Below are 15,239 nucleotides of genomic sequence, written 5' to 3'. Positions count from 1 at the left end.
CATCTGGCACCATAAAGCCCGGGAAAAGCATTACGATATCACTTCTCCCGGGCTTTTATCCCTCCGTGTCACCCTCTGGAAGTCTCCGGGATCCAAAACTCTGCTTCCGCCTCTACCGGCGGCAAACAGATATCCTTCTCCAGTGGGCCGTCTTCTCTCGGACCAGCATGCGCAGCAACGCACCGGAACCCTAGAAGACGCTTCATATTTACTTTCCACGCTATTCTATCATACCGCCATACCTCAGGCAAGGAGAAATTGCCATTGGGCGAACTTGCACCGGACGAACCTGCACGACTGCCTGAAGACACGCCTTGATTTTCACCGTTACCGTAGTATAATTTCATTAACGAGCGAACATAGGTTTCAGGAGGGATTTTATGGAACAGATGACATTTTTCGAACGTGACGACGCGGCTCCTCTGGCTGCCAGGATGCGTCCTCAGGATCTGGATGAGATAGTCGGCCAGGAACATCTTCTCGGGAAAGGAAAAGTCCTGCGGCGCCTCGTCGAAAGCGACCACATCTCCTCCATGATATTCTGGGGCCCGCCGGGAGTTGGAAAAACCACCTTAGCACGGGTCATAGCCAGGTGCACCAAAGCTGAATTCATCGATTTTTCCGCCGTCACCAGCGGTATCAGAGAAATCCGAGAGGTGATGAAGCAAGCCGAGGAAAATCGTCGTTTCGGAGGACGGACTATCGTGTTCGTAGATGAGATACATCGCTTCAACAAGGCACAACAGGACGCCTTCCTGCCTTTCGTGGAAAAAGGCAGTATAATCCTTATCGGCGCAACCACGGAGAATCCATCCTTCGAAGTCAACGGGGCGCTGCTATCCCGCTGCAAGGTCTTCGTCCTCCAGAGGCTCACCACGGAAGATCTTATACAGCTGATGGAGCGTGCTCTTACGGATAGGCGCGGCTTTGGTGATCTTCACGTGGAAATGCCTGAAAACGCGCTGGAGGCCATCGCTGTCTTCGCTGACGGCGATGCCCGTACAGCTCTCTCCACACTGGAAATGGCAGTGCTCAACGGAGAAACTGACGGCGACAATGTGACCGTGACAATGGAAACGCTGGAACAATGTACATCAAGAAAATCCCTCCTCTACGATAAAAACGGAGAGGAGCATTACAACCTCATCTCAGCCCTCCACAAATCCATGAGAAATTCTGATCCGGACGCAGCCATTTACTGGCTGGCCAGGATGCTGGAGGCCGGAGAAGACCCGCTGTACGTGGCCCGCCGTGTCACCCGTTTCGCCAGCGAAGATATCGGTCTTGCCGATCCCAGGGCGCTGGAAATAGCCGTATCCGCATATCAGGCCTGCCACTTTATCGGTATGCCCGAATGCACGGTCCATCTGACGGAAGCCGTAGTATACATGTCGCTGGCGCCTAAATCAAATGCCCTCTACACCGCCTATAACCGGGCAAGAAAAGACGCTCTGGATCAGCTGGCGGAACCTGTTCCCGCAGTGATATGCAACGCTCCTACCAGGCTGATGAAAGATCTGGGCTACGGAGACGGTTATCAGTACGCCCACGATACCGAAGAAAAGCTGACCAACATGCAGTGCCTGCCCGATTCTCTGCTGGACCGTCAATATTACCGTCCGACAGATCAGGGAGTGGAGGCACGTTTCAAGGAGAGACTTCAGCAGATCAAAGCCTGGAAGAAAAAGCACAGCAAGTGACAGTGAATAATGGAACGGAACCCTGCCTCCAATGCGGAGGCCCTTATACGAAAAGAGCTGATCCAAAACCGACCAATCGATCGACTGCAGAGCAGCCCTTTCGCATTCATCACAGGAGAGACATCTTCTCAAACCGCTGCCCCGTTCATCATCCCGATCACTGTCCGAATACCCGGTAATTTATACGGGATTTAGCTTTTTCGTCCATTTTCCGTGTAAGAATCTGCTGTTCATCCAGGCAAAAGGCGATGATTTCTGTACTGTTTTTGTCTATTGCGACCAAATCAAGTATAAAAATCGCCGAAAATCCGGCTTCTCCTTATACGAGAAATGGCCGGTATCGATCGAAAGAGTATAAGGGTTTGTGGTAATTTTTGGATATTTACGTTTCTTTCCCTATGATAACCGTTTATTTTGCAACTGTGCTCTACTTGTTCACAAAAAAACAGAAATGCGGGGAGAACCCCGCATTTTACTTAAGATTCACAGGATGCGTATTTCACATGTACCGTTCCACGAATTCTTCATACCGCTGCTGCTTCAGCTCTTCCACCTGCTGCTGCGCTGCCTTCTCAGCAAAATGCATCGGTATGCTGGCTACAGCCAAGATGATGATCCCACCCACACACATGATGATAAGCCAGCGAGCGCCCGCTTTCAGTGAAGGTTTCAGCATCACGTCCTGTATCTCGTTGATGTTGAGGACCTGGGCATATCGCTTCCGTCGACAGCTCGGGCAATAAAACTTTTTCGCAAAGTATCTGTACTCCGGCCGATTTACCAGCGCCGCGCCTCTCAGCTTCGTTTTTGTCACGGTACGCGATTTGCTCGCATAACTTTCCGTGAACTCAGCGGCGCTGACCTCGTATTCCGTCCCACATTTTTCACATTTCACATGCCCGGTAAAGCTCGCTCCCGCTACCAGGTTCCTGCTGTGGCGAATAAACTGTATCCCACAGAATACCACCCATCCCATCAGCAGGACTCCCATCATCATCATGATCACAAATCTTGCATCCACTTCTATCTTCTCCTGTCTCCTGCTTAAAGCAGCCGCTTCCTAAAACTCAGCAGATTTCGGAGTCCTCGGGAACGGCAGTACGTCTCTGATATTGCTCATTCCTGTTATATACATGATGATACGCTCAAATCCAAGGCCATAGCCGGAATGCTTCACGCCACCGTACTTGCGGAGATCCATGTACCACCAGTAGTCTTCTTCGGTCATTCCCATCTCCTCTATCCTGGCCTTTAAGACGTCATATCTCTCCTCTCTCTGGCTTCCGCCGATGATCTCACCGACGCCGGGAACCAGCAGGTCACATGCGGCCACCGTCTTTTCGTCATCGTTGAGACGCATGTAAAATGCCTTTATTTCCTTAGGATAATCAGTGACGAAAACCGGCTTCTTGTATATCTTCTCGGTGATATACCGCTCGTGCTCCGTCTGGAGATCTATTCCCCACTCCACCGGATACTGGAATTTCTCACCTGATTTTCGCAGCATCTCTACCGCTTCAGTGTAGGTTATCCTCTCGAAGTCGGAGCTGACTATATTCTGGAGCCTGTCGAGAAGCCCCTTGTCCACGAATTTATTAAAAAATTCCATCTCTTCAGGAGCGTTTTCCATCACATAATTTATGATGTACTTTATCATATCTTCCGCTACATCCATGTCGTCGGAAAGCTCCGCAAAAGCCATCTCCGGCTCTATCATCCAGAATTCGGAAGCGTGTCTGGCCGTATTGGAATTCTCCGCTCTGAAGGTCGGTCCAAAGGTGTACACATTCCTGAAGGCCAGCGCGAAGGTCTCAGCCTCAAGCTGTCCGCTTACGGTAAGGCCGGCTTCCTTGCCGAAGAAATCCTCGCTGTAATCCACGCTGCCGTCAGAAGTCTTCGGCAGATCTCCCATGTCCAGGGTAGTCACTTTGAACATCTCACCTGCTCCCTCGCAATCGCTGGCTGTGATTATCGGCGTGTGGACATAGACGAAGCCCTTCTCCTGGAAGAACTTATGGATGGCATAGGCAACCATGGATCTGACGCGGAACACCGCCGAAAAGGTATTGCTCCTTGGTCTCAGGTGGGCTATCTCCCGAAGGAATTCCATACTGTGCCTCTTTTTCTGGAGCGGATAATCGGAGTCCGAGCCTGCCTCTATCACCACTTCCCTGGCCTTTATCTCGAAAGGCTGTTTTGCCTCGGGCGTCAGCACGAAAAGGCCCGTCACCTTGAGCGCAGCAGCGATCGGAGCCTTGGATATCTCCTCAAAATTATCGAGGAACTCAGCCTCATACACCACCTGTACCGACTTGAAGAAGCTGCCGTCATTCAACTCTATAAATCCAAATTTATTGGAGCCTCTGTTGGTCCTGACCCAGCCGCGGACCGTGATCTCACTGTCGGCATACGCCTCGCTGGATCTGTAGAGACTTTTTATCTCAACATCTTTCATCTGTTCATCTCCTGTGTATATAAATCCTAGCAGATCCTGGTCCCTTCAGGGACGATGTCGTCCACGAAGATCACCTGACATCCGCAGGCGTTATTGGTTCCCGCCAGCAGCATACCTTCGCTGGTGACTCCCGTAAATCTCGCCGGAGCCAGATTAGCCACTACGATTATCTTTCTTCCCTCCAGCTCTTCCGGCTTATAATCGTTCTTGATGCTTGAAACGATTACTCTCTCCTTTATTCCATCGAACAGAGTCAGCTTGTAGTTGCTGTGGGATTTCCTTATCTCCTGACACTTCAGCACCTTGCATACCCTCAGATCTATCTCAAAGAACTGGTCTATGGAAACCTCAGGCTCTACGATAGGCTTCACTTCGTCAGGTTCGCCGTAGACCTTGATCTCCTCTTCAGGCTCTTTCTCCGCTTCAAGGGCTGCTTTCTCGAGCGCTTCTTCCTCTTCGGTCTTAGGGAAGCTGAAATCCAGAAGGTGCATGAATCTCTCCCTGTCTATGGCATAGAGGAACAGGTAAAGTCTCGGGCCCTTCTCCTTGCTGATGAGAAGTCTGTATACGTTTTTAAAGAACTGGCCCTGTATTTTTTTCAGATTCTCAACATCGGTGCCGTATACTTCCTTAGGTATATCGTAAAGCTTGGCGTTGAGTGAATCCAAGTCGTACTCTCCTGCCTTGATGTAATCGTACAGGATCGTGATCTCCCGCTTCTCTTCGTCGGAGAAGGTATTGTAGAGGTCCCAGTCTCTCCAGCCCCGCAGTTTGTTGGCGCTTTCCGGCGCGCACTGATAAAGCCAGTACTTGGCTTTTTCCAGCCTCGTATCGAAATCCTCGTATTTGTAAGGCGTACCGATCTTCTCGAATACGGTCTCCATCATCGGTACATTGAAGTCCACGATGGAACCCAGCTGTACCAGCAGGCTCATCGGCACTGTCTTTATCTTGTGGTCGTCTATCAGGCTGTATTCCATCACCGCCGTGTTGTGTTCGTTGGTCTTTCCGGCTATATAGTCGTTGTACATCTTGTCAAACTCAAAATACTGACGGAGGATCCCATCGTCGAAGCAGAAATCGAAAGCCTTTTTAGGATCCGTCTTCGAATAGAGCCACAGGATTATCTCCGGCTCATATATCCTGAGCAATGTCTCCGGCGTCAGATTGAGTCCCGACGACCCCGACATCTTTCCGGTGGAGCCCTTTATTCCGATGAACTCGTAGCCCTGGAACATCGGCGGCTCATATCCGAATATCTTTCTGGAAATGACGCTGCTTGTCTCATAGCTGCCTCCCGGGCTGGCGTGATCCTTACCGCCCGGTTCAAAATCGACTCCTTCGTATCTCCAGCGCATCGGCCAGTCTATCTTCCACGCCAGCTTGCAGTTGAATTCTTTCGTGAAATCAAAAGTTCCTCTGTGCCCGCATTCGCATTCGTACTCGGCGACAGTACAGTCGTCCGACAGAGACGTTATTTTCGTCGTGTCCTTGCCGCATTCAGGACAGAATACGCTGACAGGATAATACGCCTCCCGTTCTCCTTCCTCCGCGTCCTGAGTCCGGAAGCTGTCCAGGATGTCGAATATCTCCTTCCTCTTCTTCAATGCCTCTATGACGTCATCTTTGTATTTCCCTGACGTATACATATCCGTCTGATATCTGTAATCCATCTCGATGCCAAATTTCCTGATGGAATCCATGAATTCAGCTTCGAAATACTTGGCATAATTCTCGTGTTCTGTATTGAACGGGTTAGGGACCGATGTGTAAGGAAGACCCAGATACTTTTCAAACTCATTGTCAGGATCTACAGCTTTCACGTTGGCCGGCACTTTCCGGAATCTGTCGTATTCATCCCATGAAAAAAGAAGACGCGCTTTTTTCCCTTTTTTCACCAGCGCTTTCGCTACGAACAGACTCGTAGCTATATCCCTGAAATTCCCGATATGGATGGAGCCTGACGGGCTGATCCCCGCCGCACAGACATATTCCTCCTTATCCGGATTTCTCTTGATTATCCTATCCGCAATTTTTTCCGCCCAATGCAATCAAAACACCTCTTTCCGATCTAAACTGTCATCTATTCCTTAATTATATCCACTATCTCGTAGTTGATGATCCCGTCGGGAACTTCAACGGCCACCTTTTCACCTTTCTTATGACCGATGAGGGCGTGTCCCACCGACGATTCGTTGGAAATCTTTCCTTCAAACGGATCTGCCTCAGTAGCGCCTACGATGGAGAACTCTTCCTCCGCGCCCGTATCAAGATCCTTTACGACAACTTTAAGGCCTACGTTCACCACATCGCCTTTTACATCTTCATCCTGAACGATCTTGGCCTTCCTGATCATCGTCTCCAGCTTGTGGATGCGTTCCTCCAGCTCGGCCTGCTCATTCTTGGCAGAATCGTATTCGGCGTTCTCGGAAATATCGCCATAGGAGATGGCCTCCTTGATCCTTTCAGCCACTTCAGCTCTCTTTACGGACACCAGTTCCTCGTGCTCCGCGACGATTTTATCATAGCCTTCTTTCGTTAATAAAATTTCCTCATTCATGTTCTCTGTCATGTTTGATAAATCTCCTTTCGACATATTGTCGTATCGAATTATTATACTTTAAAACCCTTCTCTTGTCAACGATTCCGGCCTCTTGAAATCGTTGACAAACACACCTTTTCGATGGTATTGTAGAAGTGCTTATAGTAGTATAGTACAAGGAGGCGGCAATTATGAAAATTAGCGGAGCTATTTTTGATATGGACGGTACGCTGCTGGATTCCACTGAGATGTGGCAGGGAGCTGCCGGAAGGTACATAACATCACTGATGAAAACGCCCGAGCCTGATCTGGGGGCGAAGACGAAAGCCATGACTTTAGAGGAGTTGTGCGCCTATCTGAAATCCGAATACGCCATAGCTACCACGGAGGAAAAGATAGCCAAGGGTTTCAACACCATTCTGAGAGAAGGTTATCTCTCCAGCGTAGGCATCAAAGAATACGTTCCTATCCTGCTGGAGAAATTCAAACAGAAGGGCATCGCCATGTGCATAACCACATCCACCGATAAGGCCATAGCCGAGGAAATACTGGCGCGACTGGGTATCCGCGATTATTTTTCTCAGATCGTCACCTGTAAGGAAGCAGGCGGCGGAAAAGAGGATCCTGAAGTCTTCCTCCACGCCCATGATATGCTGGGGACTCCTAAAGACGAGACGGTAGTCATCGAAGACGGCGTCCTGGCCATCAGAGGAGCCAAAGAGGCCGGCTTCTACGTCATTGCCATCGCTGACGAAAGCGAAAAAGAAAACGAGCCCGAGATAAAACAATTAGCCGACAAGTATATAGAGAGCTTCAAAGAGCTGCTGTAGGGGGCTGTGCCAGAAAGTAAAAACGATGACGGGCCCTCATTTCGGCTGTCCCTCAAAGATAAGTCATATTAAGATCCCCAGACTTAAGAAAGGATTCAAAAGTCTGGGGATCTATTCGTTGATGATGCGCTGTTTTACTTCAAAAAAAGAACGGGAACGGATCATAGAAAATCCGTTCTCGTATCTCTCATGATTTATTTGTTTCTTTTTCTCAACGCTATACCTGCTCCTGTTCCGGAAGCTCCCAATAATCCTAATATAGCCGCAATGCTGAAAGGATCGCCTGTTTTAGCCGATTTATCAGAAGATGTGGCCGAAGATCCGTTTCCTTCCTGGACATCGCCATTCGTATCATCTATGATCGGTTCACTCTTCACATCGTCAAGTCCTGTGACTTTGCTTTCTTCACCAGCATATACTTTATCAGCTACATCTCCACTCCAGTAGTTGTCTGCCGCATCGACGGTCTTTGTCGAATATGTCACCAATCCGTAATGATCCGTATCTATCACATTGTTATTGATGACTGCTTCCGCATTTCCATCAAGAACAATGCCGTTGTCTACGTCTTTGATAATATTTTTCGTCATCGAAAGAGCAACGTCATCATAAGCAAGAACAGCATAGCTTCCGTCCGACCATTCGTTGTCTGCAGTGTATCTTAAATTCGATATCTCATTCCCTTCGACCGTAGCGTCAGTACCGCCTCTGAGAACGATTCCATTCTGGGCGATTATACTGTTATCGTCGATACCTTTTATGACATTGTCCTTGATAAGCGCTTCGCCTGACGTCTCGATGTCTATACCGTTTTTCTGGAAATTTTCGATATTGCAATTTTCGATAACTACATCTCCGTCGCCGTCAACGATAACACCCTTACCGTAGTTGACACCGCAAACGAAACCGCCATCAGCAGTGCATCTGATATCCTTGACCGTTACGTTTCTCATGGTCAGATCAGCCTTGGCAAGTATCCCATCGATACCATGATGCTGATCCGTAGGCCCTGCGACAGTAAGGTCTTCCATCGTCAGATTTCCCGTGGCGTAAACTACAGGATAAGCCTTTCCGCTGAAATAATCCTGCGCTTCTCTGTCCTCAGCGACAAACTTGATCACAGTGTCTTCTCCGGCGCCCTTCAGCGTGATATCTTTTTCAACTTTCAGATTTTCGTTATATGTACCCGCCGGGATATCGATCACATCTCCATCTTCAGCCGCATTGACAGCCGCCTGAATAGTCGCGTAATATTCGCCTGTCCTCTCTATAAGAACGCCCTGTTCCGCCGCTACGTCTTCAGCGACAAATATAAATGAACCGTTGTCATTCTTTATCGCCGCCATCGGTATATCAGTCTCAACTTTATCCACACCGCCATTTGCGTCCGCCGATCTCTCACTTGTAATCACATTATATTCTAGAGTAGAATCATTTACCTTGATACTGCTCGGTTCATAATAAGCGGACTGGTTATTCTCATTATAAGCTATCGCGATGTCCGCTTTCCATCCGGATTCATTCGTCGTCAGGTTAGTGAAGGTCACATCCGCGAGAGCTACGCTTACAGAAGCTTTCGCCGCCTTTTCCACCGTCACATTCGTCACAACAGCACCCTCCACGCCGTGAAGGTTGAGACCGAAGCCCACATCAGCAGATACGGAAACGTTTTCGATAACGATCCCCTTCAGCCTAGGCATGTTATTAACGCCATCGCCGATATCCGAAGCTTTGATCGCACCGCCGCTGACTCCCGGATTATTGCTTACTACTGAAAGGTCACGGATCTCAACTCCATCTGCCTGCAGCAGTACTCCCGCCTGACCGGATACAGACACATCACCCGTATTGATGATAGTCGCATCGACACCTGCACCCTGGATAACGGTATTAGGCTCGTTGATCCTGAAGGTTTCGCCATTGACCGGCGTATAAGTGCCCGCCGAAAGGGTAATAACTTTCTTCGCTGAGTCGTCAGCCGCTCTTACTTTTGCCATAGCATCAGCAAAATCAACGCATGTCACTGCCTCTTCATCGCCGATCTTCACCGTGATCGTCCCGGCAGTTTCCGACGCGTCATCTCCCTCCGCCGCAGAAGCAAAGGAAGCCATCGAAAATACTAAGGCAAGAGAAAAGAGGACAGCCACAACGCGGCTCATCATTCGTCTTTTCATTTTTTCCTCCTCAATAAATTTGTGTTATAACTCTATATGCATATATTACCCCCCCCCCTTTTTTTTTGTGTTTTGTCAATACAAACATATAATTTTGTCAAGATAGTAACTCCGTAAAATCTTCATTTAATATCCCAAATTATCGTTTCCGGGACGTTGCTTTTGAGGCGCTCCCCAAGGGTGTTTTGTTGCATAATAAACTTGCATTTTGCTATGCGTCCGCGGAAAATACGATTCAGGAATTTCTCAAGTTAAACTATTCCTTTACTGCCATCTACTGCCATTCGTTTTAAACCATATAAACCTCCGTATGTTTATAATGGTTGTCCTGACAAAACCTCCCGCAGTCAGAGCCAATACATCTGCGAGACCTCTATCGCACACAGCGAACACGAAAATGATACGAATGTTGTACCTATATAGAAAATGGGAGAGCGAAAATTTAAAAGCTCGCTCTCCCATCTTACTGTTTCTTTGATTTCTCTTCTCTTTATTTTTCACTTCTCCTGCGCTTAGCCATTATTCCTGCACATGCAGCAGATGAAATCATCATCATAGCGGCCCAAAGCACGATATTATTTTCGTCGCCTGTCTTTGGAACATCATCAGAGCCGGTGGCAGATATCACTTCTGTTACAGTGTATCCGCATACCTGACATGCTTTTTCACGGCTTCCCTGTTCCGAAGCGGTTGCTTCTTTAGTAACGACCCACTGTCCAAACTCGTGGGCGGCCTCATTTCCCTTTTGGCCGCAGTCACATTCCTGCCAGTGGCTGTTTTCATCATTTTTCCATGCGCCATCATATCTGTGAGGCTCAACTGTGCATGTTATTCCGGTGCTTTCAGCAGCCTCGGAAGTCAGAGTAACATCTCCGTCTGTCTTGGTCGCGGTAACTTTCACTGTATATATACCGCTTTCAGTCACTTTGAGGGTAGGGGGTGCGGACGTTTTCTTGGACAGCCTATGCAGTTAATCCAAGAGATCGCCTGTACTCCACAGGGCTCAGATACCCTAACGATTTCTTAATTCTTTTTTCATTGTACCAACGAAGGTACAGGTCTAACTCATGTGAGAATTCCTCTATGGTCACGTCCTGCCAGTCCTGATTGTAGAAGAACTCATTCTTTATTCGTCCAAACAAACCTTCACAAGCAGCATTATCTGGAGAGCATCCTTTCTGTGACATCGACCTGGTATATCCGTTTGTCTCCATCCTCTCGATCCAACCTGTCCAGCGATAGTGACAGCCTCGATCCGTATGAATAATCGGTTTTGATTTCTCGCCCATATTTGCAATCACGTCGTCGAGCATGCCATTGACGAGATCAGCATTTGGATGTTCACTTATTCGCCATGTGACTAGCATTCCATCAAAGCAGTCCACTGCCGGCGACAGATACACCTTGCCTGCAGGGATAGCAAACTCGCTGATATCCGACAAAAGGAGTTCATATGGATTCTCGCTATGAAAGTTCCTTTGCACTTCGTTGGGAACAGATGGACTGATTTCTCCCTTATACGAATTGTACTTCTTCGTTTTTCGGATCTTTACTTCAAGCCCTTCGTCCTTCATTACTCTGCGAACGACTTTTTCAGATACCTTTATTCCAATCTTCTTTAGTTCTGCATGTATTCTGCGATACCCATATCGGGCTTTGTTTTCGAAGAATAGCCTGGTAACTTCATTTCGCAGAGGCTCATACTTATCCTCTTTTGCAAGAGCCTTCATTTGATAGTAGTAACTACTTCTTGATAGTCCCATCTTTCGAAGCAGAATCGGTAGCGGATACTTCTCCTTTATGGCGTCGATCACCGCTACCTTCTCCCTGTTCTTTAGGTCCTTCCAGTCGACGCCGGGGTCTTTTTTTAATACGTTGATTGTCTCCTTCAAGATATCTACTTCCATTTGAAGCTCATACATCTGCTTTCTGAGTGATTCGACCTCTTCGGAAGATATCTTTTCATTCATGTCCGGTAATTTTTCAGGGTTGATATTTTTCGTATTCATCAGAGAAGCTGCACCTCCTTGAAGATATCGCTTTCGCCACATATATATGCTGGCTCGGCTGTATCCAACCTCCTCTGATACTGATTTTACACTTTCTCCGTTCTCAAAACAACGACGAAGCGCTTCCATCTTAAACTCCGCCGGAGGGTTTCGAGGATGTTCGGTAGTGTTTTTTAGGTTCAGCTTCTTTCGTCTTTCCTTTGGCTTTCCATCGTTACGAATCCAGGCATGCAACTGTTCTCTGCTGGGATAACCTAATCGGCGCACCGTATCTGTAACAGAACCTATTCGATGATACATACGTAACGCCTTTATTCTCTGTTCTTCTGAATACATCAATTACTCCTTTCAGAGCCCTATATGTGTCCAGGTTTTTGTCCGCACCCCCGTATCGGATGTCTGTTCTGCCAACAGCTGGCCGTCTTTGTACCATGCATAGGAATAAGTGACTCCCTGTTCTTCGTGATCAGCCACGGCTGTCAGAGTTATCGTCTCTCCGGCATGAACAGAAGTCTTGTCCGCAGCCACAGTAACCTCAGGAGCGGCAAGTTCAAAACCGGAGACCAGTTCATATGTCTTGCTGCCGTCAGCATTGACAGTCTCTTTGACAATCATTCCGTCAACATCGGAGTTGACATCAAGTTCAACACCCTTTGCGGTTGTCAGTTTCACATTCTGGTTCTTCAGAGCCTCGCTGTCTACCTGGCTGTCACCCAGTACATATATGTTTACCGGATCTGCTGCCGCAGCTTCATTGGCACTGAGGGCATCGTTCACATCAGCATAGTAAGATACCTGCCCGTTGCTGTCAACGGCCGCGAGAGCAGCATCTGACGATACAGTTACTTTTGTTTCTGAGCTTGAAGCCACAAAAGAATTGTCTTCAGTTCCCTGTACCAACTGAGTCTCATTGGCTCCTTTTTCCGCTATGACTTTCACGCCGGCTTTGTTGTCAGCCGCGATCAGTTCTCCTCCTGTCACATTGATCTGGGCAGTCTGTTCTTCGGTATCTTCTGTATTATATACAGTAACCGCATTGCCATTGGTTCCTGTCAGCGTGCCGCTTGTGATGTTTACAGTAAGGTCAGGGCTGATGATGTATTGTCCTTCACTGGCTCCATACATCTGAGCAGATGCCAGGACAGCTGAACCTTCTGCCTGAGATCCGCCTCCCTCCGGAATGCCTTCAAGATATTCTCCTGTTCCTGTTACCGTGGCGCTATCTTTGATGGTTATGGTACCCATCTTGGCCTCTATGCCGGTACCGCCTTCAACAACGGCTTTTCCGCCTATTGTCAGTTCTCCCTCCATAGGCCAGTAGATTCCGGTACCTTCAGCTGTGCTCGTGAGAGTACCTCCGGTTATTTCTGCGCTGCACATGGCGGATAACAGGTTATTTCCTGACAGGGCAAATCCATATGTAGCTTCAATGGTTCCTCCGGTCATAGTCAACTGTGAATGAGCAACACTGGCGGTATTTTCTCCAGGGCTGTTGAAAAGCATTACTCCAAACTTGCCTGTCAGATACGCATTTTCCGAAATGGTGATATCTCCGCCGTTGGATCTCACTGCCGTATTATATCCAGTGAGGCGGGCGTTCCCGGAAATGGTCGTGGTAGATCCTGCACCGGTGTATACTGCAGAGTCCTCTTCATTTGACGCAGTTTCAGTGTTTGTTATGGTCCCGCCAAGAACATTCAATGTCCCGCTGATATTTCTGATACCGTTGCCGCTGGCAACTATATCCCCGGAAACAACAGTAACCTGGCCGCTTTTGTTTTCAATACCGATAAACGGATTTGACCCTTCAGTGGCATCCATGGTCCCCTGGCCTGTTACGGTCAGCGTCCCCCTGTTTTCAAAGAGCATTGAATAACCGCCAAAAAAACCTCCGTCGCTCTTTACTGTATATCCGTTCATATCCAGCGTGATGCTCTTGCCCTGACTGATAAGGATCCTGGTATTAAGCTTCACATCTGCGACCAGTTCTACAGTCCCTTCTCCGTCTATGGCCTTTATGGCCTCGCTCAGCGTGTCATAATAATATGTGCCATCCACGCAGGCGACAGAGCTTTCAGTCTGTACTGTACTGCCCGACTGTGCGGCAGCAACCCCCGGCAATGATAGCACCATCGCAAGGCACAGCACGACCGGAAAAAGCTTTCTCAATCTCCTCATTTTTCTCACCTTTCTGTTTTGATAGCTATATCCTTTTTACATCGTACCCCTCTCCATATGCTTTTGTCAATATTTTTTTGTGCAAATATTCATCACCCTCAGATATCGTAAAATAACTATATTGATTCTGTAAAATATGCATCATGAAACACCTTACTGTACCCTGGGGCTCAATGCTTTTCCTCGTTGAAACACATAGTTTTCCTTATCCTCATACAAAAAGAACGGATCATATAAAAATCCGTTCTCACATTTCTTAAATGTACACGATCTGTATGTTCGGCGAGCTGGTCAGGTATACAAGATTAGAGTAGTGCGGGATGAATTCCAACACATCTCCCACCTGTATGGAGCGGGCGGCATCCTGTATGTCAAGTATAGTGTGATCGCTGGAAGCCCCCAGTATCGCCACCCCTTCATCTCTGGGGATCAGCTGGTCACAAAACGCGTAGTCCACCTTTCCCAAGGCAAGCAGAGCCCGCCTCCGCATGCCACGATCCTCATATTCAGGCTTTGCTCCGAAAGCATCGAACATTATCTCTCCCACAGGATGGGAAGGTTTTTCCTTGACTTCTATGACTTCTGCCCTCAGGGTGAACACATCACGGTGCATGAAACTCATATCATAGCCCCACAGTTCCTGAAGATCGGCGGCTAACAATATGCCCTCGCCTATCCTGAGCAGGTTTATCCTTGATGGCAGATTGTCCTCCCATATCCTGGGAAGGGTACTGGTAGCTCCTCCCGATATGAATTCCAGCTCTCTGCCTATCTTTTCCTCTATCATCTCGGCTCGTTCAACCAGCTCTTCCAGCTTTTCCGGAGTGGCGGCGACAGCGCCATAACACCCCAGGTTGGTTCCGATCCCGGCCAATTTCAGATTGTGCAGCTCGTTTTCGGTCAGAAGAGCCGCTTCCAGAAGCTCATCCTTGTCCCAAAATCCTTCTCTCAGATCTCCCAAATCCACCATCAGTATGACCTGGTGCTCCTTGTCCTGAGCACCGGCCTCCTCATTAAGTGCTTTAAGTACAGCTATCTCGCTGTTGAGACTTATATCGGTGACGCGCACCACATCAGCGACTTCGCTCAGCATCGGCACCCTTATCATCATCAGCTGCGTTTGTATCCCGCTGCTGCGGAGTGTCTCCAATTGCTCCAGCCTGGAAGAAGCAATGAATCTGCACCCCTCCCGGGCGAACTGTCTGGCGCATTCCGTAAGCCCGGTACATCCTTTTATGACTCCGGCGATCTCTACACCTTTGTCCTCACACTGGATCCTGATCCTGTCGATGTTTCGGCGCAGCTTATCCAGATCCACGACCAGTTTCGGATACTTATCAGATCTGCTCAT

Annotated in this window: 11 protein-coding genes and 1 riboswitch; of the genes, 2 read left to right on the top strand and 9 right to left on the bottom strand. The window is 48.3% G+C overall.

Annotation, left to right across the window (positions count from 1 at the left end):
• Positions 1-42: 42 nt before the first annotated feature.
• A riboswitch (guanidine-I (ykkC/yxkD leader) is annotated at positions 43-205 on the bottom strand.
• Between the two features lie 175 nt (positions 206-380).
• The gene (locus ACQY69_RS11165) at positions 381-1,700 is read left to right on the top strand and encodes a replication-associated recombination protein A (protein ID WP_428260594.1); all 1,320 of its coding nucleotides are present in this window, start codon (positions 381-383) and stop codon (positions 1,698-1,700) included.
• A gap of 499 nt (positions 1,701-2,199) precedes the next feature.
• Here ACQY69_RS11165 and ACQY69_RS11160 read toward each other — a convergent pair whose 3' ends face one another.
• From ACQY69_RS11160 to greA, 4 genes are read right to left on the bottom strand one after another with little or no spacing between them, the layout of a single operon-like run.
• Positions 2,200-2,721 (bottom strand): hypothetical protein, encoded by a 522-nt coding sequence (locus tag ACQY69_RS11160; RefSeq protein ID WP_428260593.1) that lies wholly within the window; start codon positions 2,719-2,721, stop codon positions 2,200-2,202.
• 39 nt (positions 2,722-2,760) lie between these two features.
• Complete coding sequence (gene asnS / locus ACQY69_RS11155; RefSeq protein ID WP_428260592.1) at positions 2,761-4,155, bottom strand: asparagine--tRNA ligase; 1,395 nt, start codon at positions 4,153-4,155, stop codon at positions 2,761-2,763.
• A 26-nt stretch (positions 4,156-4,181) separates the two neighbouring features.
• Positions 4,182-6,206: a lysine--tRNA ligase gene (gene lysS / locus ACQY69_RS11150; RefSeq protein WP_428260591.1), complete on the bottom strand. Its 2,025-nt coding sequence runs from the start codon at positions 6,204-6,206 to the stop codon at positions 4,182-4,184.
• Positions 6,207-6,238: 32 nt separating this feature from the next.
• A complete protein-coding gene (gene greA / locus ACQY69_RS11145; RefSeq protein ID WP_428260590.1) occupies positions 6,239-6,727 on the bottom strand; it encodes a transcription elongation factor GreA in 489 nt (162 codons plus the stop codon).
• Between the two features lie 161 nt (positions 6,728-6,888).
• On the opposite strand from greA, the gene ACQY69_RS11140 reads away from it, so the two are divergent.
• Positions 6,889-7,527: an HAD family hydrolase gene (locus ACQY69_RS11140; protein WP_428260589.1), complete on the top strand. Its 639-nt coding sequence runs from the start codon at positions 6,889-6,891 to the stop codon at positions 7,525-7,527.
• Between the two features lie 194 nt (positions 7,528-7,721).
• On the opposite strand, the gene ACQY69_RS11135 is transcribed toward ACQY69_RS11140, so the two are convergent.
• The 5 genes from ACQY69_RS11135 to ACQY69_RS11115 all read right to left on the bottom strand — a co-directional run bounded on the left by ACQY69_RS11135 (position 7,722) and on the right by ACQY69_RS11115 (position 15,239).
• Positions 7,722-9,701: a right-handed parallel beta-helix repeat-containing protein gene (locus ACQY69_RS11135; protein WP_428260588.1), complete on the bottom strand. Its 1,980-nt coding sequence runs from the start codon at positions 9,699-9,701 to the stop codon at positions 7,722-7,724.
• Positions 9,702-10,191: 490 nt separating this feature from the next.
• On the bottom strand, positions 10,192-10,602 hold the full coding sequence (locus ACQY69_RS11130) for an LPXTG cell wall anchor domain-containing protein (RefSeq protein WP_428260587.1): 411 nt from the start codon (positions 10,600-10,602) through the stop codon (positions 10,192-10,194).
• A 61-nt stretch (positions 10,603-10,663) separates the two neighbouring features.
• Positions 10,664-12,046: an IS3 family transposase gene (locus tag ACQY69_RS11125; RefSeq protein ID WP_428258994.1), complete on the bottom strand. Its 1,383-nt coding sequence runs from the start codon at positions 12,044-12,046 to the stop codon at positions 10,664-10,666.
• Positions 12,047-12,058: 12 nt separating this feature from the next.
• Complete coding sequence (locus ACQY69_RS11120) at positions 12,059-13,888, bottom strand: hypothetical protein (protein WP_428260586.1); 1,830 nt, start codon at positions 13,886-13,888, stop codon at positions 12,059-12,061.
• A gap of 256 nt (positions 13,889-14,144) precedes the next feature.
• Positions 14,145-15,239, bottom strand: coding sequence for an alanine/ornithine racemase family PLP-dependent enzyme (locus ACQY69_RS11115; RefSeq protein WP_428260585.1), 1,095 nt, complete (start codon positions 15,237-15,239; stop codon positions 14,145-14,147).

The organism is Gallibacter sp. Marseille-QA0791 (assembly GCF_965119705.1).
Taxonomy (GTDB): Bacteria; Bacillota; Clostridia; order Peptostreptococcales; family Anaerovoracaceae; genus Lentihominibacter; species Lentihominibacter excrementipullorum.
This window is presented reverse-complemented; position numbering and strand designations above follow the sequence as displayed.

What these genes read in the sequence shown, in the direction of transcription:
- ACQY69_RS11165 (WP_428260594.1), top strand. Translation starts at nt 381, where the DNA reads ATGGAACAGATGACATTTTTCGAACGTGACGACGCGGCTCCTCTGGCT.
- asnS (WP_428260592.1), bottom strand. Translation starts at nt 4,155, where the DNA reads ATGAAAGATGTTGAGATAAAAAGTCTCTACAGATCCAGCGAGGCGTAT.
- greA (WP_428260590.1), bottom strand. Translation starts at nt 6,727, where the DNA reads ATGACAGAGAACATGAATGAGGAAATTTTATTAACGAAAGAAGGCTAT.
- ACQY69_RS11140 (WP_428260589.1), top strand. Translation starts at nt 6,889, where the DNA reads ATGAAAATTAGCGGAGCTATTTTTGATATGGACGGTACGCTGCTGGAT.
- ACQY69_RS11135 (WP_428260588.1), bottom strand. Translation starts at nt 9,701, where the DNA reads ATGAAAAGACGAATGATGAGCCGCGTTGTGGCTGTCCTCTTTTCTCTT.
- ACQY69_RS11125 (WP_428258994.1), bottom strand. Translation starts at nt 12,046, where the DNA reads ATGTATTCAGAAGAACAGAGAATAAAGGCGTTACGTATGTATCATCGA.
- ACQY69_RS11120 (WP_428260586.1), bottom strand. Translation starts at nt 13,888, where the DNA reads ATGAGGAGATTGAGAAAGCTTTTTCCGGTCGTGCTGTGCCTTGCGATG.
- ACQY69_RS11115 (WP_428260585.1), bottom strand. Translation starts at nt 15,239, where the DNA reads ATGAGCAGATCTGATAAGTATCCGAAACTGGTCGTGGATCTGGATAAG.